The 19,029-nt window shown below is 29.7% G+C and carries 18 protein-coding genes and 1 tRNA gene; 11 read left to right on the top strand and 8 right to left on the bottom strand.

From position 1 onward, the window contains the following. Positions 1-192: 192 nt before the first annotated feature. The 6 genes from ABIK75_04680 to ABIK75_04655 all read left to right on the top strand — a co-directional run bounded on the left by ABIK75_04680 (position 193) and on the right by ABIK75_04655 (position 4,222). Positions 193-438, top strand: coding sequence for a hypothetical protein (locus ABIK75_04680; protein MEO0090382.1), 246 nt, complete (start codon positions 193-195; stop codon positions 436-438). Positions 439-537: 99 nt separating this feature from the next. Continuing rightward, a complete protein-coding gene (locus ABIK75_04675) occupies positions 538-1,569 on the top strand; it encodes a M20/M25/M40 family metallo-hydrolase (protein ID MEO0090381.1) in 1,032 nt (343 codons plus the stop codon). Beyond that, positions 1,566-2,195 carry a glycerol-3-phosphate 1-O-acyltransferase PlsY gene (plsY, locus tag ABIK75_04670; protein MEO0090380.1) on the top strand — a complete coding sequence of 210 codons (630 nt, stop codon included), beginning with the start codon at positions 1,566-1,568 and terminating at the stop codon, positions 2,193-2,195. Before ABIK75_04675 ends, plsY begins: the two co-directional genes overlap by 4 nt. Beyond that, a complete protein-coding gene (locus ABIK75_04665) occupies positions 2,192-3,139 on the top strand; it encodes an NAD(P)H-dependent glycerol-3-phosphate dehydrogenase (GenBank protein MEO0090379.1) in 948 nt (315 codons plus the stop codon). The genes plsY and ABIK75_04665 overlap by 4 nt, the downstream gene beginning before the upstream one ends. 12 nt (positions 3,140-3,151) lie before the next feature. Next, positions 3,152-3,475, top strand: a complete 324-nt coding sequence (locus ABIK75_04660) for a MerR family transcriptional regulator (GenBank protein ID MEO0090378.1) — start codon at positions 3,152-3,154, stop codon at positions 3,473-3,475. A 9-nt stretch (positions 3,476-3,484) separates the two neighbouring features. Then, on the top strand, positions 3,485-4,222 hold the full coding sequence (locus ABIK75_04655; GenBank protein ID MEO0090377.1) for a slipin family protein: 738 nt from the start codon (positions 3,485-3,487) through the stop codon (positions 4,220-4,222). On the opposite strand, the gene ABIK75_04650 is transcribed toward ABIK75_04655, so the two are convergent. Genes ABIK75_04650 through nadE form a run of 3 tightly spaced genes read right to left on the bottom strand, consistent with a single transcriptional unit; the run spans position 4,205 to position 7,309 of the window. Continuing rightward, positions 4,205-5,302: a glycosyltransferase gene (locus tag ABIK75_04650; GenBank protein MEO0090376.1), complete on the bottom strand. Its 1,098-nt coding sequence runs from the start codon at positions 5,300-5,302 to the stop codon at positions 4,205-4,207. The genes ABIK75_04655 and ABIK75_04650 overlap by 18 nt on opposite strands. After that, positions 5,299-6,393 (bottom strand): glycosyltransferase family 1 protein, encoded by a 1,095-nt coding sequence (locus ABIK75_04645; protein ID MEO0090375.1) that lies wholly within the window; start codon positions 6,391-6,393, stop codon positions 5,299-5,301. The genes ABIK75_04650 and ABIK75_04645 overlap by 4 nt, the downstream gene beginning before the upstream one ends. Then, on the bottom strand, positions 6,377-7,309 hold the full coding sequence (nadE, locus tag ABIK75_04640) for an NAD(+) synthase (GenBank protein MEO0090374.1): 933 nt from the start codon (positions 7,307-7,309) through the stop codon (positions 6,377-6,379). Before nadE ends, ABIK75_04645 begins: the two co-directional genes overlap by 17 nt. 68 nt (positions 7,310-7,377) lie before the next feature. Here nadE and ABIK75_04635 point away from each other — a divergent pair, with 68 nt between their 5' ends. From ABIK75_04635 to ABIK75_04625, 3 genes are read left to right on the top strand one after another with little or no spacing between them, the layout of a single operon-like run. After that, positions 7,378-8,706: an oligosaccharide flippase family protein gene (locus tag ABIK75_04635; protein MEO0090373.1), complete on the top strand. Its 1,329-nt coding sequence runs from the start codon at positions 7,378-7,380 to the stop codon at positions 8,704-8,706. Further along, positions 8,703-9,848 carry a glycosyltransferase gene (locus ABIK75_04630; protein ID MEO0090372.1) on the top strand — a complete coding sequence of 382 codons (1,146 nt, stop codon included), beginning with the start codon at positions 8,703-8,705 and terminating at the stop codon, positions 9,846-9,848. The genes ABIK75_04635 and ABIK75_04630 overlap by 4 nt, the downstream gene beginning before the upstream one ends. A 1-nt stretch (position 9,849) precedes the next feature. Then, positions 9,850-10,968, top strand: coding sequence for a glycosyltransferase family 1 protein (locus tag ABIK75_04625; protein MEO0090371.1), 1,119 nt, complete (start codon positions 9,850-9,852; stop codon positions 10,966-10,968). A 186-nt stretch (positions 10,969-11,154) separates the two neighbouring features. Here the strand turns inward: ABIK75_04625 and ABIK75_04620 are convergent, their stop codons facing one another. The 3 genes from ABIK75_04620 to ABIK75_04610 are packed head-to-tail and all read right to left on the bottom strand — an operon-like array spanning position 11,155 to position 14,778. Beyond that, positions 11,155-12,522, bottom strand: a complete 1,368-nt coding sequence (locus ABIK75_04620; GenBank protein MEO0090370.1) for an O-antigen ligase family protein — start codon at positions 12,520-12,522, stop codon at positions 11,155-11,157. After that, positions 12,476-13,621: a UDP-N-acetylglucosamine 2-epimerase (non-hydrolyzing) gene (gene wecB / locus ABIK75_04615; GenBank protein MEO0090369.1), complete on the bottom strand. Its 1,146-nt coding sequence runs from the start codon at positions 13,619-13,621 to the stop codon at positions 12,476-12,478. Before wecB ends, ABIK75_04620 begins: the two co-directional genes overlap by 47 nt. After that, a complete protein-coding gene (locus ABIK75_04610) occupies positions 13,618-14,778 on the bottom strand; it encodes a Wzz/FepE/Etk N-terminal domain-containing protein (protein MEO0090368.1) in 1,161 nt (386 codons plus the stop codon). Before ABIK75_04610 ends, wecB begins: the two co-directional genes overlap by 4 nt. A gap of 97 nt (positions 14,779-14,875) precedes the next feature. Between ABIK75_04610 and ABIK75_04605 the strand changes: the two genes are divergently transcribed. Further along, positions 14,876-17,068, top strand: coding sequence for a kelch repeat-containing protein (locus ABIK75_04605; GenBank protein ID MEO0090367.1), 2,193 nt, complete (start codon positions 14,876-14,878; stop codon positions 17,066-17,068). Here the strand turns inward: ABIK75_04605 and cdd are convergent. Together cdd and ABIK75_04595 are read right to left on the bottom strand one after the other, a co-directional pair. Then, entirely contained in the window at positions 17,058-17,486 is a 429-nt protein-coding gene (gene cdd, locus ABIK75_04600) for a cytidine deaminase (protein MEO0090366.1), read from the bottom strand. The two genes, ABIK75_04605 and cdd, sit on opposite strands and share 11 nt — an antisense overlap. Further along, the gene (locus ABIK75_04595) at positions 17,473-18,168 is read right to left on the bottom strand and encodes a DUF72 domain-containing protein (GenBank protein MEO0090365.1); all 696 of its coding nucleotides are present in this window, start codon (positions 18,166-18,168) and stop codon (positions 17,473-17,475) included. The genes cdd and ABIK75_04595 overlap by 14 nt, the downstream gene beginning before the upstream one ends. 766 nt (positions 18,169-18,934) lie before the next feature. Between ABIK75_04595 and ABIK75_04590 the strand changes: the two genes are divergently transcribed. Then, a tRNA-Leu gene (locus tag ABIK75_04590) sits at positions 18,935-19,016 on the top strand. Positions 19,017-19,029: the final 13 nt, after the last annotated feature.

Genomic DNA, 19,029 nt, shown 5'->3' with positions numbered 1-19,029 from the left:
AAGAGGAATACGAAGACGAAGATGAAGACTTTGATGAAGATTTTGAAGAAGAAGAGGAAGACTTTGATTATGAAGACGAAGATTTTGAAGAGGAAGATGAGGATTTTGAAGATGAAGATTATGAAGACGAGGAATTTGACGAAGATGAAGATTATGACGAGTAATATTTTCTAAATTAAAAGAAAGAGAAGAATGGGTCAAATCAATGTTCCCAAAGAAGGTTTACAGTTTGTCAATGAAGAGGGTAAAATTTTATTGGAAGTTAAGCAGACTGAAAAAGGTGGTGTGTTTTTTATCTATAATAGCGAAGGAAAGGATGGTGGCGGATTAATGATTTTTAATAAAGAAGGAAGACCAATTGCTGAAATTGGTGCCTTAGAACAAGGCGGTATCTTCACCCTTTATGATAATAAAAGAAATGTAATTTTTGAGAAGTAATTTTTAATTATTAGATTATTTAAATAATGTCAAATAAAATTTCTTGTTAATTATTTTTTAACTATTTGATTTTTCTATTTTCTCTTTTAAAATTAGATGATGCTGATTATCTTTCTCTTCAATTTTAACCCGCTGATTTGGGAAATGGTAAATTCCTGCTCACAAGAAACAATCTTTTATAATGTGTTAAGATTACAAAATTTTCAAACCCGCTATTCTTTAAGTGAAAGTGCTTTTAGTTGTTCTCAATTTTTATATAACAAATTAGTTGAATACCATGTTGATTCAGTATTTTTTCAAAACTTCCAAGTAGGTTATTCTCCTAATGTAATTGGTATCAAGAAGGGAACAAGTCAATTAGATAGTATTTATGTTGTCCTTTGTGCCCATTATGATGCTATTTCTAATAATCCTCCCTATCTCTTTGCTCCGGGTGCCGATGATAATGGGAGCGGAACGGCTACTCTGTTGGAAGTAATAAGGATTTTAAGTAATTATAATTTTGAAAAGACTATTAGGTTTATCTTCTTTTCCGGTGAGGAACAAGGATTTTTGGGAAGTTATTATTATTGTAGTGTGGCAAAATATATTCACCAAGATAGTATTATCTCAGCAATTAATATTGATATGATAGGTTATTCTTTACCAGCAAGGGACTCCGCTTCGGTTATTGGCAAGCCAAATAATCCAAACTGTCAACCATTAGTAGATTATTTTATTAGTTGTGCTGATACCTATACAAACTTGAAATGTATCCGAACAATTATTGACCGACCCCGTTCTGACCATGCCTCTTTTAATCGCTTTGGTTATATTGCCATTCAGATAAGAGAAAATTTGAATATTAATAATCCTTATTATCATACTACTGGTGATACAATCGGTGCCGGTTTTAACGACCTAAATTTGGTTTACGAGATAACCAAAGCAGCAATTGCTACCATTGCCTCATTAAGCAATCCAATTAGTTCGGTAATTTTACCAATTGCTAAAAACACGATTTATAATAATAGAAATAATATAAGAATTGCCTATAATCCTCTTGGTCAAAAAGTAAATAGTTTAAGAAAGAAAGGTATGTATTTTTTAAAAGATAATAGGCAATTTAAGAAAGTGGTTATCTTAAAATGAGAATCTATCTTTCAATAAATAATGATTTAGAAATTCTGGCAATTATTTTCTCTTCTCTTTTTATTGGCTTTTTAGTTGGTGGCATTCCTTTTGGTTATCTAATTCCGAAGGTTTTTAAAAAGATTGATATTAGAAATTATGGTAGTAGAAATATTGGTTTTACCAATGTCTATCGGACATTAGGTTATTTATATGGGATACCGGTTTTAATATTAGATATTAGCAAGGGATTTTTTATCACCTATTTTTCAAAAGAACTTTCTTTATTACCTCTCTTGGTTGGCATCGGTGCAATTTTAGGTCATCTATTTACTCCCTATCTTCGTTTTCGGGGTGGTAAAGGAGTAGCAACAACGATTGGTGTTCTTTTGGCTTTAGCACCAAGAAATCTTATTTTCTCTTTGATTATCTTTTTAATAATCTTGATTATCTTTTCTTATATGTCTTTAGCCTCTATTTCTCTTGCTCTAACCCTTCCCCTATCTTTTCTTTTATTTAAACCCCAAAATTTTATTATTCCTTTTTTCTTTACTATTATTAGTTTATTAATTATTTTAAAACATATTCCTAACATTAAAAGATTACTAAGAAAGGAAGAACCAAAATTTAGATTAAAAATAAAATGAATATTGGATTCATTGGTGCTGGTCGTTGGGGTGGTGTCTTAATCAACCACTTAGCAAAAAAGGAAAATAACATCTTTGTTTACGACAAAAAAATATTGCCAGAAAAATTTAAAAAAAGAAATATAAAAATATTAAAAAACCTAAAAATAATAAAAGATTGCTCTATCATCTTTTTTACATTGCCTTCCTATTCTTTAAGAGAAGTTTTAAAAGAATTGAAAGAAATAATAAAACCAAAAACTATTTTGGTCTCTGGTATCAAAGGGATTGAAGAAGGAAGTTTAAAGAGAATGTCAGAAATAATTTATGAATATTTTCCTTATAACCCTATTGCTGTGTTATGTGGACCAGGCATACCTGAAGAAGTTGCTTTGGGTATGCCAACAACCTTGGTTATTGCTTGCAAAGACCAAAAAGTTGGTAGAAAGATTCAAAGATTACTTTCCTTCGATAACTTAAGAGTATATTATCAAGATGACATTATTGGCTGTGAAATTGGCGGCGCCATCAAAAATGTGATTGCTATCGCTTCGGGAATTTTAGATGGCAAAAATTTTGGAATAAATACCAAGGCGGCTTTAATTTCTCGAGGATTAGCCGAAATGATGCGGTTAGGAATAAAATTGGGGGCTTCACCTTTAACTTTTGCTGGACTTTCCGGAGTTGGTGATCTTGTGGTGACTTGTTTTTCTCCATATTCCCGCAATTACCAGTTAGGTCTAGCATTAGGTCGCGGCCAAAAATTAGAAGAATTCTTTAAAAAAGAAAAAGGTGTAATCGAAGGTTACTATACTGCCAAAACAATCTATCAGTTAAAAAAAAATTACAATATTGAAATGCCAATTTGTGAAAGTATTTACCAAATTTTATTTTTAAAAAGAGATATCAATGAAATTATTAAAAAATTATTAAAAAGAAGTTTAAAAGAAGAATTTTGGCAATAAAAGGAGTGGAAAATGAAAGAAAAAAAATTATACCCTTTAAGTGAAGTAAGTAAAAAATTAAAAATTGAAGAATCTAAATTAAGAAAATGGACAAAGATTTTTAAAGTAGGTAAAAAAATCAAGAAAAAAATTTATTTTGATGAAAAGGAATTGGCAAAAATAAAAGTAATCAAAGAACTTTTCAAAGAGGGTTATTCTCAAAAAAGTATCCAAAATAATTTATCTAAAAAAATAAGAGAAAAGAAAAAAGAAAAGAAAGTGAAGTTATCTTTAAAATTTTTGAACACCCTTTATAAAGAACTTTTGGAAATAAAAGAAATTCTAGAAAAAAAGTAGGAGGGAAAAATGGGATATTATATTTTAGTACTAATTATCATTCTTTTGCTTTTAATGTCTATTCGTATTTTAGCGGAATATGAAAGAGGCGTTGTTTTCCGTTTAGGAAGATTTCACAAAGTGAAGGGACCTGGCCTCATTCTATTAATTCCTTTTGTTGACCGAATAATAAAAGTGAGTTTAAGAGTGGTCACTTTAGATGTCCCACCTCAAGATGTTATTACCCGCGATAACATCTCAGTAAAGGTTAATGCAGTTGCCTATTTTAAAGTATTTGATCCTCAAAAGGCAATAATTGAAGTAGAAAATTATTTGTATGCTACTTCCCAAATTTCTCAAACGACCTTAAGAAGTGTTTTGGGTGAATACGAACTGGACGATTTATTAACTAAAAGAGAAATGATTAACCATCGTTTACAAAAGATTATCGATGAACAAACCGACCCTTGGGGAGTAAAGGTAATAATGGTAGAGATCAAACATGTGGATATTCCGGAAGAGATGAAAAGAGCTATTGCCCGACAGGCCGAAGCAGAAAGAGAAAGAAGAGCCAAAATTATTCACGCCGATGGTGAATTACAGGCTGCGGCAAAATTAAGAGAAGCAGCCGAAATTCTCTCCCAAACTCCTGCTGCTATCCAACTTCGCTACTTAGGAACTTTAACCGAAATTGCTGCGGAAAAGAATTCAACAATAATTTTTCCCTTACCGATTGAACTTCTTTCTTTATTAAAACCGAAAATATAATCTAACACTCTCGTTAATAAAATCTTTTATTTCTTTGTAAAATCTTTCACGCGAGAATCTTAAAGCATTTTCTCGACATCTTTCCGGAGAGAAAGATAAATTTTCAAAATCTTTAATTGCTTTAATTAAAGCCTCTTTTGTTTGGGGGTAAAAAAATATTCCTGTCTCATTCTCAATAACCGTCTCTAAGGCACCCCCTTTTTTATAGGCGATTACCGGACAACCGCAGGCTTGGGCTTCTAACGGTACAATTCCAAAATCTTCTTCTTGAGGAAAGATTAATGCTCGACATTTATTATAGTACTCCAACAATTTCTCATCGGGTTGCCAACCTAAAAATTCAATATTTTTATTAGCGATTTCTCGAAGTTTTTTTTCTTCCGGACCAGTGCCAATGATCTTTAATGGTAAATTCAATTCGTTAAAAGTCTCGATTGCCAAACTTATTTTTTTATAAGGAACTAAGGCAGAAACAATCAAAAAGAAATCTTCTCTTTTTTTATTTAAAATTTGATAAAAATTAGTATTTACTGGGGGATAAATCACTTTTGATTCTTTTTGGTAATATTTTTTAATTTTATTAGCAATATTTTTTGAGTCGGCAATAAAAAAATCGACCCTTTCAGAACTTTTTACATCCCATCTTCTCAAATAGGGACGAAAGATCTTGGCGCCAATTCTGGTTATCAATTTTGCCTTTTTAAAATACTCATCAAACATATCCCACATATACCTCATTGGACTGAGACAATAGCAGATATGAATTTGGTTCCTAAACTTTTTAACTCCTTTGGCTACACAATGGCTGGAAGAAATAATCAAATCATAACCTTTTAGATTGAATTGTTCAATTAATTTAGGCATTATTGGTAAATAATAACGATAATTTTTCTCAATATTAGGGAACTTTTGAAGAATAGATGTCTTGATTTTCATTTGATTAATAATCGGTGAAATTTTTCCCTTATTATAAACCAAAGTGTAAATAGTGGCATCGGGAAAAATTTCACAAAATACCTCTAAAACTTTTTCACCGCCGCGCATTCCTGTAAGCCAATCATGAATTATTGCTACTTTCATATTTTAAAAAGCAATTTTTTTAATAATTTAATTGTTTCTTTAGTAGTATTCTCCCATTTAAAATTTTTTGCCCTTTCATACCCCTTTTTTACCAGTTCTTCTCTTAAATTTTGATTTTCAAAAAGTAAGATGATTTTTTGAGCAATATCTTCCGGAAGATAAGGGTTAAAATAAATTGCTGCTTCTCCACATCTTTCTTTTAAAACCGGAATATCCGAACATAAAACCGGACAACCGCAACTCATCGCTTCAATCGGTGGTATTCCAGCTCCTTCGTGAAAAGATGGAAAAACAAAACAGAAGGCATTTTGATAATAGGCGATTAATTCTTGGTCATTAACTTTATTAATAAATTTTACTCTTTCTTTAACTCTTGGATTAATATTAATATTTACCTTCTCAAAAATTCTTCCTTCGGGAGCAATTACTATTGCCTTTAGAGGAATATTTTTATTTACAATTATTTCGAAAGCTAAAAGAAAATTAATTAAATTTTTCTTCTTAGCTAACGAACCAACATACAGCAGATAATCCTTTTCTTCTATTTCCCAAGAAGTAATAGGATTTTCAATAAAACCTCCTTGGGCGACAGCAAAAATCTTATTTTTTACAAAAGGATACCGCTTTAAAATCAACCGCTTTTCGCTTTCGGAAACAGTAATTATTGCCCACGCATATTTCAAAATAATAGGAATTATTAAGGAATAAAAGAAACGAAAAAGGAAACGATAATTTTCCGGAAAATATTTAAAACCCAAATCATGAATCGTAACCACTATTTTTTTATTCAAAAACAATGAAATTAAAGGAGCAGTATTACCAAGACAAATAAGAATTTTATTCTTCAAATAAAAAGGGAACTCTATCTGTTCCCAGAAATGTCCTTTTAAAAATCCCTTTTTTTCGATTGGAATATATTTTAATTCTAACTTATGAATAATATTTTTTGGCGCTATAATCTTAAAATTAATCCCTTTCTCGATTTCTCCTTTTTCTATTAAAAAATCAATTTCTTTTACTAATTGAAAAGCATATCTTTGAACACCGGTAATTTTTTGTGTTAGAAAACGACCATTAATTATAATCTCCATCTTTTACCTGCCGATAGCGATGATAGTTCGATTTTTTTACTAATAAAGAGACATACTCTACTTTCTCTTTATCAATTTTTAGAATCTCGGCAATTTGGGAACCTGGTAGCCCTTTCTCTAAACTATACAAAATTAAATCTAACTCTTCATAATTTAATCCAATAATCTCTTCATCAAAAATCCCCGGCAGAAGATCCGGTGAGGGCTTTTTATTAAGAATTTTTTTGGGCAACTCTAAATATTCATATAACTGTCTCACTTGCGTTTTATATAATGTAAGAAGAGGCATTATATCACAGGCATCGTCACAACCATATTTTACAAAAAATCCAATAAGATATTCCGTTTTGTTAGTACCACCAACAACTAATCGGTTTTCTAAATCAGCAAAAAGATATAAAATTATCATTCTTAAACGATGTTTAAAACGATAATAAGCATTAATTTTTCTTATAATTTTATTAAATTTTCCATCTTCCAAGGTAGAAAAAAAAGGTGGTTGCTTTGTTTCTCTTTTATATAATTGAGATAATTTTTCAATAATTATTGATTTTATTTTTTTAGGAATTACTAATTTATTAAGAAAAAAGAAGTCATAAATACTAAAATTTTTTAAATATTTTGTTATTTCAATAATTTTGTATTTTATATTTAATTTTTGAGCAAACTGAATAGCATCTTCGATATTATCCTTATTGCTGTCAATTTCTGGTAAAATTAAAGCTAAAACATTTTTTTCACCAACTGCTTCCTTACAAAGATAGGCAGTTAGTGAAGAATCGATACCGCCGCTCAATCCTAAAATTATCCCTTCTTTATTAAAATTTTCGCAACTAATTTTAATAAAATTTTTAAGGGATAAAAAAGTTAATTGGGAGTCAATTTTTAATTCTTCAATCAGGACATTTTTATTCACTTAATAATTATAATAAAATTTTAATTATTGAAAAGTAATCATTGTTAAATATAATTTTAAAAATTTTTATGCCGGAAATCGAAAAAATGGAAGAATTGAAGAAAATTTTTTCACAAAGTTTCCAATATTTTTTATCGCTTATTATCATTAAATTAATCACAACTTTAAACGGAATATTCTTAGCCCGCTTTTTACTTAGTGAAAAATTTGGAATTTATACTTTGATAAATCAATTAACTTTGCTTCTTTCGTTTTTCGCTGGTTTTGGTTTACCGGTAATTATTACTAAATTCATTGCTCAATCAAAAAACGATAAGGAATTATTAGACACAACTTACCAAACTGCCCAAATTTTGGTTCTTTTCTTTTCTTGTCTGGTAATCATTTTTTATTTTTCTTCCAGTCGACTTTTAGCCGAGAAGGTTTATAAAAAACCATTTTTATTAAAATATTTTTATTTAACCAATCCTTTAATACTATTTCTTACTTTCAATACCTTTTGGATAGGTGTTCTTCAAGGATTAAAAGAGATCAAAAGTATTTCTCTCATAAATATTTGTTACAACCTGCTAAGTTTGCCATTAATTATTTTTTTAACAAAAAAATACGAAATTTATGGAGCGATTAGCGCTCTTATTTTAGCAAATCTTTTTGGTAATATATTATTTCTAAAAAAAATAAAAAATTTTTTTTCTTTAAAACTAAACTTTGATTTTTTTCAAGCAGAAAAAATTATCTCTCTTGCTTTTCCTACTTTTTTATCCGGATTGGTAATGGTACCGGCTTCTTGGTTAGTTAACACTAAATTAGCAATAACCAAAAATTTTTCCGAAGTGGCTTATTTCAATATTGCCAATACTTTTTTTCAACTTTTTCTTTTTATTCCAATAGCCATTGGAATGCCCTTAACACCAATAATTGCTGAAGAGGTTAGTAATTTGATAAAAATAAAAAAACTTCTTAATAAAATTATCAACTATTCAAGTTTCTTACTCCTATTATTACTTTTTCTGATTTTTATTTTTCTACCAAAAATAATTTTAATTTTTTTAGGTAAAGATTATCTGCCAGCCTTGAAATCTTTCCTCTTTGTTGTGGGAGCCATTGTTCCTGTTAACATCGGTTATATATTTGGTTATTATCTTACCGGAACTGGCAAAATGTGGTTGGCAACTTTTTTTAATGCGGTGTGGTTTTTTATTTTTATTTTTTCAGTTTATCTGTTTACTTACAAATATGGTGCTTTGGGAGTGGGAATAAGTTTTTATGCTGCCTATTTTTTTCAAGTCTTTTCAATGATTTTCTATTTTAAAACTCTCTTAACCAAACCCTTTTTAGCCACTATCCTCTTGATTTTAAACTTAGTTTTAATTATTCTTTTCTATAAATTCTTATGAAAAAATTTGTTTTTTTATGCGAGTTGCTCCCTCACAACAAAATTGTTGGTCGTCCATGGTTTTTGGCAAACTGTTTAAGAAAAAAGGGATACAAAGTCTATTATTTTGCTCTTGCACCAATTTTTTATCGCTATTGGCAAGAAAAGAAAAATGTTTCTCAAAAATTTTGGGATACCCTTAAGATAACTAATTATCACATTTCGGATATTGAAGTATATTCAATTCCGATATATCTTCCTCGTCGTTTTCTCTTTTTTCACCGTTTAAATTTTGGTCTGTTATTTCCTCATATGATTTTTAGCAAATTTCAAGAAATTTTTCAAGAAAGCGTTATTTTTGTTAATAATTTATTATGGTTCTGGACATTAAAAAAGGCAAATAAATTTAGTACTATAATTTATGATCGAGCCGATGACTTAAAAGTGTTTTATCCTTACGAAGAAATTAAAACTTATTATGAAAGATTAGAAAAAACCTTTTTAAAAAAAGTTAAAATAGCTCTGGCAATAAATGAAGAAATTAAAAAAGAATTAGAAAAAAAGAATCCTTACCTAAGAATTTTAAAAATTCCTAACGGTGTACCAGAAGAATGGTCTTTTCTCGTTATTAACCAATCCCGATTACCACATATAAGTAAAAATATTAAAAGACCAATTATTGGTTTTATTGGAGCAATTTATTGGTGGGTAGATTTAGATTTAATAGAAACTGTTATGAAAAGTTTCCCTCAAGCCACTTTTATTTTTATTGGTCCGGATCAAAACCGCTTAAAGAGGCTTTTTAAATATCAAAACCTTTTATTTTTAGGTCCCCAGCCTTATTCCCTTATTCCTTACTATATCAACCTTTTTGATGTGTGTCTGATACCATTTAAAAAAGATAAGATTTCTTACCTATCCGACCCAATAAAACTTTACGAATATTTGGCCTTAGGGAAACCCGTAGTTTCTACAATAGAATGGCAATCTGATTCTTACTTAAATAAATTAATTTATTTAGCAACTGATGAAAAGGAATTTATAAAGAAAATAGAAATTGCTTTAAAAGAGAATGACCCAAATCTTGCTGCAGAGCGAAAAAGATATGTATTAGAAAACCACACCTGGTCAAAAAGAATAGAAACTGTTTTAAAATTTCTTTAAAATGCGAATTGGTATTGACGGAAGTATTTTTCGGTTCCCTAAAGCAGGAATTGCTCGTTATCTTAAAAATGTCCTCATAAATTTGATAAACCTATCTCCCCAAGATCTTTTTCTTCTTTATTCTCCCACGGAAATAATTCTGCCTAAAGAAATAGCAAACATTAATTTAAGAATCGGGAAAAACTTCACTAAGAAATTAGGTTCTTTTTGGTTTCAATTGGAAGGTGAAAAATTCTTTTTTCAAGACAAAATTAATATTTTTTGGGGGCAAAATCATATTCTACCTTTTAAATTGGCAAAAAGGATTCCTACTTTAGTTACAGTGCATGATTTATCTTTTTATTATTTTCCTCATACTTTACCTTTTCGCTCATGGTTAATTGTCCGGAGTCTTTTTTGGAAAACTATCCGCTATGTAACCCATATAATTACTCCCTCTAATTTCGTAAAAAGGAGTTTAATTTCTTTCGGTATTTCTCCTTCCAAAATTACAGCAATTCCTGAAGGTGTCGACAAAATTTTTAGACCCCTTGATAAACAACTTGCCAAAACAAAGATTAAAGAAAAATATCAAATTGAAAAAGATTTTATTTTAAGTGTTGGCACAATAGAACCTCGCAAAAATTACCCCCTTTTGATAAAAGCATTTGAAAACTTCCAAAAAGATTTTTTGTTAGTAATTATTGGCCAAAAGGGATGGAAAAACCAAAGGATTTTTCAAATGGTAAAGAAATTAAATTTAGAAAATAAAATTATCTTTCTTTTTTCTATTGATGACGAAGATTTATGTTATTTTTATAACGCTGCTACTTTATTTATTTATCCTTCTTTATATGAGGGATTTGGCTTGCCGGTATTAGAGGCTTTAAATTGCGGTGTACCAACTATAACTTCCTTTTCTTCCAGTCTTCCAGAAGTGGGTGGCGATGCGGTGTTATATTTCAACCCTTATGATGAAAAAGATTTAGCCAATCAAATAAAAAAATTACTTTCTTCTCATTCTTTACAAAAAGAACTAAGAGAAAAAGGGTTAATTAGAGCCAAATTGTTTTCCTTTAAAAAAACGGCTCAACAAATTTTAGATTTAATGTATGCTTTAATAAAAAATAAACTACCTTAACCTCATAATAAGATTATGAAAGTTTTTATAAATTAATCTTTCAAAATTTTAATAATTAAAATCCCAATAACGTAGGAAATTTGCCAGAAGATTAATATTAATAGAAACACAACGAATTAAACTTTAAAAACAAAAGACAATTTTCTGAAGATTAAAATAGCAATTAAAAATATTTACGTTTAAATTTCAGTTTTGAAGTGCCCACAAATTGAAAATTGCTAATAAAGATGCTAAAACTAAATTAAATCGATAAATCAATAAAAATCCTGATTCAATACTTAATATTGCTAAGGAAATAAAAACCGATAACATTCCTATACTAACCCATTTCTGAAAATTATTCTTAGGTTTTTTTAAAATTTTAATAATATTTTTTAAAAAATAATAGTAAACACCTAAAAATAGTATCAAACCAATTATTCCAAATTTCCATAACAAATTAATAAATAAACAATCCATCCAAGAAAATTTCAACTTTTTTTTCCAAGGAATTACACCGGGATAAGTCTTTCCTAAACCAACACCAAAAATTGGGTTTTTTTTAAATTGATTAATTAAATGCCTAGCAGAAAGAATTCTTTCTAAAAGAGAAAGATCGGTTTTCAAACTGACAAAAGCATGTTCTCTTACTTTTATAAATTTTCTGAAATCTACTTTTTTCGTAAATAAAAAATAAATAATAAGAAATATTATCAAAAAGACAAAAAAAACACTAAAAAATTGTTTTAATTTTTTTTGTTGTCCCAAATAGATTATTAAAATTATAAAAACTGAAAAGGGAATTGTTATCCATAAAGCCCGGGTAAGCGAGATTATCACCGCTAGAGTCATTGGGATTAATGATAAACCTGCAAGAATTTTATATTTTTCTTTCTCACCAAAGATAATATAGGAAACTAATAAAGGATAACCAATATTAAAAAGATGCTGTTGGTCAGTAGCATATCTTTTAATATGAAAAGTAAGTAAAAAAGGAACTACATATTGTAAAGACACCAAAACAGAAATAATAATAATTGAAACCATTAAAATTTTTTGCCATTTTTCTTCTTGAAAATAAATTAATACTAAGAAATAAAAAGCATAAAAAAATACTAAAAGAAAATCATCAATTGCTTGATACAAAGAGTTGCCTAAAAAAATTCCGTAAAAGAAAGAAAAACAGGTCCACAAAAGAAAACCTAATAATAAATAATCCTTTTTTGTTTGTAAACGATATTTTTCTTTTCTTTCAAAGGCTAAGAAAGTCAAAAAAAGAAGTACAAGAAATGGAATTTCTTCTAATCTTAAGAGTACCCATCTGCGAGAAGTTGGTTTCATCAAGAGTGATGCAAAAAAGATAGTAAAAATTAAAAAAATTTTTAAACGGTTTTTATCTAAAATTAAAAAGGATAAAAAAAGAAAAAACAATAGGGGAAGTAAAAAATAACGTAAATCATAGTAAAAAGAAATAACTAAAAAAAAGGCTTGAAGGATCAAAAACAAAATAAAAGAAAGGAAGTTTAATCTAATCTCCGCTGTTAAAAGATTTTGGTTTTTTGGTTGTAAATCCATAATAAAATTTTAAATACTCAACAATCCTTGTGGCTGCTTTCCCATCACCAAAAGGATTGGTTTTTTTAACCATTTGATAATACTTTCTTGAATCAATTATTAGTTCGCTCACATTCTTTATTATACTTTTATAAGAAGTACCCACTAATTTTGCTAATCCTTTTATTACCGCCTCTTTCCGTTCAGTTTTGTTACGCAAAATTAGTACAGGTACATTAAAACTAGGTGCTTCTTCACAAATTCCACCTGAATCGGTTAGAATTAAAAAACTCTCTCCCATAAGTTGCAAAAATTGAAAGTAGGGTAAAGGGGGTAAAAGAACTACTTGAGAAATGTTTTCTAGTTTTCTATAGATTACTTTTTTAACATTAGGATTTAAATGAACCGGGATGTAAAATTTTAAAAATGGAAAAATTTCGGTTAAACTTTTAATCGCCTCACAAACTTCTTCTAAGGGTCTCCCCCAATTTTCTCGTCGATGAATAGTAACAAGAATATTCTTCTTCTTTTTAATATTACCTTTTATGTTGAATTTTTTTTTAATTCTTAAAAGAGCATCAACAACCGTATTTCCCGTAATAAAAATTTTTTTCTTAGGAATATTTTCTTTCAAAAGATTTTTTTCGGCTATCTTAGTGGGAGCAAAATTAATATCCGCAAGAGGAGAAATTAAACGACGATTCATTTCTTCCGGATAAGGTTGATACTTATCTTCGGTTCTTAACCCAGCTTCAATATGGGCTACTTTAATTTTTTCGTAAAAGGCAAGTAAAGCACAAGCAAAAGCAGAAGTAGTATCCCCTTGGACAATTACTAAATCGGGATTTATTTTTTTTAAACAAGGATAAAATTTTTTTAAGATTCTCTCGGTCACCTGACGAGGTGTTTGATTATACTCCATAATATTCAAATCGTAATCTACCTGAATTTCAAATAATTTTAAAACCTCATCTAACATTTCCCGGTGTTGGGCAGTAACACAAACATAGCTTTCAAAAAATTTCTTATTATTCTCTTTTCTTATTTCTTGAATAACCGGTGCTAATTTTATTGCTTCTGGCCTTGTCCCAAAAGCAAAAAGAATTTTAGGAATTCTCATGCTTTCTTTTTAAATGAAAGCTCTTTTTTCAAAATAGCAAACACTTCCGAAAGAAAATTTTTTAGTTCTTTACGGGTTTCGATATATTCCTTAGTAAGCAAAACTAAAATACTAAAAATTAAAGAAAATAAGAAGCCAACCATAACAAAAATTTTTTTCTTAGGAAAAGAATATTTTTCCGGCACCTTTGCGTAATCTAAGATTGTAATTGTGGGAGTATCTTTTGCCTCCGTAAGTTTTGCTTGTTCATATTGCTGTTGTAATAAAAGATAGACTTCACCTTTCAACTTCCACTCCTGGTATCTTTTTATATATTCACTCGCTACCGCCGGCAATTGTTTAAAAGGAGTCCCAAAACCAGGACCAAAACCTCCCAAACCACTGCCTCTTTCCATTTCGCTTAATTTTTCACGGAATTTCTTTACTTCCGCTATTAAATTTTGATAATAAGGATTATCAGGAGAAGAAATATCTTTTACCATTTCTAATTCCGCTTCTTTAACTGTCAACTGAGATTTTAATTGGGCATATGCATCTAATACGGATTTTAATCCTTCCTCTAATTCTGGTAAATTATGTCTTTCTTGAAAAACTTTTAAGGATTCGCGAGCTTCGGCTAATTCTTTTTCTATTTTTTTTAATTGGTTTTCCAAAAATATCCTTAAATATTTTCCTCTGCTCATCATCGATTCCTTTAGAAAATTATCTAAAGCATAAATATAAGCATTCACCATATCGCTAGCAAGATTTCTGTCTTTTACTTCGACGCTAATTTTTATTACCATCTCTTCGCTTTGAGAAATCTTAGTAATCTTATTTAAAAAATTGAGCGCATCTTCTACTCTTTTAAACTTATAAAAATTTAAAAATTTAGTATTATTGATCACATATTCGCCAATTGTCCTACTTTTTAAAATTGCTACTAAAATATCACTTATATTCCAACTTCTTAACATCAACCGTTGAGTCGGTGAAGCACCTGGTAAAACTGTTGAAAGACTATAAATTGTTGGCTCATCGGGTGGAGGTAAAATTTGACCGGTTGCTTTATATTTTTTAGGTAAAATAAAAGATAAAATTAAAGAAAAAAGAGTAATTATAAACACATTCCAAAAAATAAATTTTCTACCTCGGAATAAAATTTTTAAATAATTCATTAAATTATTTTAATAAAAAAAATCCAAAAATCAATTTTTTTATATTGACTTTTTAATATTTTATTTTATACTTTTTCTTTAAATAAAGGGGGTGAAAATGAAAAGAAACTATTTCATTATATTTGTATATTTACCAATTTTTTTATTCTCCTATCAATTGAACCCTGATTACGCTCCTACTACTTCTTTCTCAAAACCAAAAGAAAATTCTTGCGATTATAATGAATGGCTTACTTTTGCTCCATTGCCTACGACCCGAGCACATCAAATGACCGCTTTCTGTATAGTTAATGGTGAAAAAAAATGGTATTCCTTTGGTGGTTTCCAAGTGTCAGGTGGCACAGTACAGAATATCGTTTTAGAATATGATGTAAGAACAAATTCTTGGACAGAAAAAGCACCAATGCCAACTGCTCGGGCAATTGGTCGAGCTGCTTATGTAGGTAAAACAGGGAAGATTTACGTAATTGGCGGTTGCCAAACTTTTGGAACCGGTCTTAATGTTGTGGAAATCTATGACCCAGTAAATAATAGTTGGACAACTGGTGCTCCTATGCCTATTCTCAATCATGATTTTGGAATTGGTGTTTGGCGAGATTCTCTAATTTATGTGATCGGTGGCGGAAACTGGAGTTCAAGTTCTCCACCAATAGCTTCGGTTTACATGTATGACCCATTTGCTAATAGTTGGTACACCTGTACTTCTATGCCTCAACCATTAGGCACGCCAGGAGCAGGAATAATTGGAGATACAATTGTTGTTTCTACAGGTTATGGCTCTAGTGGTGCTACAAATATAACTTTTATTGGTACAATTAATCCTGAAAATCCTACTCAAATTACTTGGACTACAGGTCCTTCTTGTCCTGGTGAAACAAGATATCGGACAATTTGTGGTGTCTATAATGATGAACTCTTCTTAGTCGGCGGTAATGTCTCTGCCGGAGTCACTGCTGAAACTCGTTCCTATAATCCAAGAACAAACACTTGGTCCCAATGGGCAAATAAACCAACCGCTGTTTCTAACGTCTACGGAATTGCTGTCGACCCAACAGGTATGCTTTATGTCGCCGGTGGATATACCGGAACCGGTTATGTAAATACTCACGAAGGACTTGATTTAAGGCAATTTAATCATGATGTAGGAGTAAAGAGAATTTCTCCCACTATTAGAACCCGACCAAATGTGGAAACTCCTTTTATTGGTGTAGTGATGAATTATGGTCTAAATACAGAAACATTTGTTACTACTTTCTCTGTTTATGATTCAATTGGTGATACTTTATTAATTCAAAAGGATACGACTATCACATTATCATCAAGAGAGAGTTTATCTATTGAATTTGGAAGATTAACACCTCCTCCAGGAAAAGTTTATAAGATAACTGCTTTTACGTCTTTACCCGGTGATGAAGACCCTTCAAACGATACGATGAGAACAAGAGTTGAGGTAAGGGTAGGAAGTGAACCAGATGGTTTTGGTTACATTTACGAATCAACGCAAGAACCTGATACCGTTACCTTTGTTTGGATTGACCCAACCTCAGGAACACCTCTTTCCGGTTGGTATCCAAGTGCTGATGATGGTTATGTTCAAACAACATTACCTTTTCCGTTTAGATATTATGGGCAAACATTAAATACAATTTATGTATGTACCAATGGCTTCTTATCCGATTCAGCTGCTTATGCTTATTCTAATACTGGCTTTCCAACAGCAATTAGAAATCATATTTGTGGTTGGTGGGATGACCTTGATTTAAGAACATCCGGTACTGTTTATCAATATAATGATCCGCAAGGAAATTTTGTTGTCTTTGCCTGGGTAAATGTGCCAAGATTTAATGCTCCCAACGAAGTAGAGACTTTTGAAATTATTCTTTATCGGAACGGAGTGATTAGATTTAGCTATTTAAGTATGACCGGAACATTAAATTCTAATACTGTTGGTATCCAAGGGCTTTATGGTGCTAATCGCTGGTATCATCAATATAATTATAACGGTCAACCACCAAATCATATTGTAGACGATTCTGTTTCTGTTATCTTTTATTATCCTCCTTATTTAAATATTGCTGAGGAAAAATATGAAAAAGTTATCGGCACGATTTATTCCTTACCAAAAGGCAAAGGAATTTGCGAAATCTACAATCTCAATGGCCAACTTGTAAAGAAGATCTCCTTAGAAGAAAAAATGGTTAACATGAAAGATTTAAAAAAAGGAATCTACTTCTTGAGATGGCAGAAAGAAAGAGAAATTAAAAACTATAAACTAATCATTACCCAATAGAACAAAAGGAAGCCCGCCCTCTATTATTCTTTTTTAATGAGGGCGGGCTAAAATTTTTTATCAAATTTTTTAACCTTTCTTTTCTTATTTTCCCATTTTTATTTACTAAAATTACTTCCAAATCTTTTTTAAATTCTTTTAACACTTGTAAACAAGCACCACAAGGATAAATAAAATTTTTTGTTGGTGTATAGATTATTAATTTTTGAAAATTTCTGTCGCCTTCACTTATTGCCTTAAAAATTGCTACCCTTTCTGCACAAATAGTTAAAGAAAAAGAAACATTTTCAATATTAACGCCAAAATAAATATTATTTTTAGTAACTAATAAAGCTGCTACGGGAAAAGCAGAATAAGGAGAATAACTATTTTTTATGATTTCTTTTAATAAATTAACATATTTTCTAATCTGTTTCATACAATATCTCCATAAATAGTTGGGCATTTTTTAACATAGCATGATTATTATTAAAAAAGGCATAGACTTTTTTAGGTTTTTTCTCAATTATCTTTTTAGCAATATTTTTCAATTCTTTTTTAGAATAATCATAAGCATACCAAACATCTTTTCCATGAAATCTTATATAAATATAATCATTGGTTTTTACAATAATTTCACCAAAATCAGGAGCATCGATAGAAACCCAAGTAATTTTTTTCTTTTCTGCCCACTTATAATACTCCTCTTTAAACCATTTATCATTTCTCATCTCCAAAGCAAACCTTTCTTTTAGATTTGTATAATCAATAAATTTCTCCAATTTATCAATACTTTTGGGTGTAAAATTTGGTGGCAATTGAAAAAGATAAAAATCAATATAGTTATCAAGGATTTTAAAAAGATTTATAAACCTCTCATAAAAAGAATAAGATTTCTCACTTAATTTAAAACGATGAGTAATTATCCGCGAAACCTTAATCGCCCACCTTAAACTTTTACCTTTATTTGCCCAACTTTTAACTTGATTAGGAAAAGGAAAACGATAAAAAGAAACATTTAACTCAACAGCATTTAATTTAGAATTTTTAAGATACCAATCAAAAGTACCCTCTAAGTTCCAATCATAATACCAACCAGAAGTTCCCACATAAATTTCCATTAGTTAATAATAATTAAAATTGAAAGATTTTTCAAAATAACAGATTACACTATAATACAAATACCATTTTGAGCAGATATGGTAATATGACTACATTTTTTGATAAGTAGATTTTGAAAAAAGAATATCTATTAAATTTATGGAATCAAAAAAGAAAAAGTATGAAGACACGGGACAATACCTTTAAAAATTATCAATAAGACATTACTGAAAATGACAATTTTAAATACTCCACAAAATAAATAAAAACAGAAAGATTTGTCTCTATCTATTTCTTGACATTTCAAAATCTTTGATTGTTTTTAGTTACGTTTATTAGAATGTGGAAATATTTTCCCAATAGAATTAAAAAAATATGAAGGAGAAAGGAAAAACCTCATTGAGGGAACACTACGGGGTAGGACTATGGTATTGGAATATTTCTAACTTTATTAGAGATAATAACAATCCTTTTATTAACGGTAATAATAATAACTTTATTAGTGCGAATAATTATACTTTTATTAATGGCTTTAATAATAAGGTTATTTTTAAGAATTTTATAGAACTTAAATAACCTATGGATGTTGGACTACCCAGATGGAAATTTCTGATAGAAAGAAGAGTAATAAAATGTTGCTCTATTCAAGATCTCTTTAGTATTCAGTTAAACAATAAATAAAAGGTGCTTTTGTTTCAAAGTATTCTTTAATCTTTATACTTCTCTTAACACATTTACTAACTAAAATTGACTTTAAACTTGTTTTAAATTATAATATTTTTAAATGCGAGGATGGCGGAACTGGCAGACGCGCTGGATTTAGGATCCAGTCCCGAAAGGGGTGGGGGTTCAACTCCCCCTCCTCGCATAAAAGGAGTGAA

The organism is candidate division WOR-3 bacterium, assembly GCA_039801725.1.
Taxonomy (GTDB): domain Bacteria; phylum Hydrothermota; class Tepidihabitantia; order Tepidihabitantales; family DTDR01; genus DTDR01.
The sequence above is the reverse complement of the archived record's forward strand: the minus strand, read 5'-3'. Positions and strand labels throughout refer to the sequence as shown.

What these genes read in the sequence shown, in the direction of transcription:
- ABIK75_04680 (MEO0090382.1), top strand. Translation starts at nt 193, where the DNA reads ATGGGTCAAATCAATGTTCCCAAAGAAGGTTTACAGTTTGTCAATGAA.
- ABIK75_04675 (MEO0090381.1), top strand. Translation starts at nt 538, where the DNA reads ATGCTGATTATCTTTCTCTTCAATTTTAACCCGCTGATTTGGGAAATG.
- plsY (MEO0090380.1), top strand. Translation starts at nt 1,566, where the DNA reads ATGAGAATCTATCTTTCAATAAATAATGATTTAGAAATTCTGGCAATT.
- ABIK75_04665 (MEO0090379.1), top strand. Translation starts at nt 2,192, where the DNA reads ATGAATATTGGATTCATTGGTGCTGGTCGTTGGGGTGGTGTCTTAATC.
- ABIK75_04660 (MEO0090378.1), top strand. Translation starts at nt 3,152, where the DNA reads ATGAAAGAAAAAAAATTATACCCTTTAAGTGAAGTAAGTAAAAAATTA.
- ABIK75_04655 (MEO0090377.1), top strand. Translation starts at nt 3,485, where the DNA reads ATGGGATATTATATTTTAGTACTAATTATCATTCTTTTGCTTTTAATG.
- ABIK75_04650 (MEO0090376.1), bottom strand. Translation starts at nt 5,302, where the DNA reads ATGAAAGTAGCAATAATTCATGATTGGCTTACAGGAATGCGCGGCGGT.
- ABIK75_04645 (MEO0090375.1), bottom strand. Translation starts at nt 6,393, where the DNA reads ATGGAGATTATAATTAATGGTCGTTTTCTAACACAAAAAATTACCGGT.
- ABIK75_04635 (MEO0090373.1), top strand. Translation starts at nt 7,378, where the DNA reads ATGCCGGAAATCGAAAAAATGGAAGAATTGAAGAAAATTTTTTCACAA.
- ABIK75_04630 (MEO0090372.1), top strand. Translation starts at nt 8,703, where the DNA reads ATGAAAAAATTTGTTTTTTTATGCGAGTTGCTCCCTCACAACAAAATT.
- ABIK75_04625 (MEO0090371.1), top strand. Translation starts at nt 9,850, where the DNA reads ATGCGAATTGGTATTGACGGAAGTATTTTTCGGTTCCCTAAAGCAGGA.
- ABIK75_04620 (MEO0090370.1), bottom strand. Translation starts at nt 12,522, where the DNA reads ATGGATTTACAACCAAAAAACCAAAATCTTTTAACAGCGGAGATTAGA.
- wecB (MEO0090369.1), bottom strand. Translation starts at nt 13,621, where the DNA reads ATGAGAATTCCTAAAATTCTTTTTGCTTTTGGGACAAGGCCAGAAGCA.
- ABIK75_04610 (MEO0090368.1), bottom strand. Translation starts at nt 14,778, where the DNA reads ATGAATTATTTAAAAATTTTATTCCGAGGTAGAAAATTTATTTTTTGG.
- ABIK75_04605 (MEO0090367.1), top strand. Translation starts at nt 14,876, where the DNA reads ATGAAAAGAAACTATTTCATTATATTTGTATATTTACCAATTTTTTTA.
- cdd (MEO0090366.1), bottom strand. Translation starts at nt 17,486, where the DNA reads ATGAAACAGATTAGAAAATATGTTAATTTATTAAAAGAAATCATAAAA.
- ABIK75_04595 (MEO0090365.1), bottom strand. Translation starts at nt 18,168, where the DNA reads ATGGAAATTTATGTGGGAACTTCTGGTTGGTATTATGATTGGAACTTA.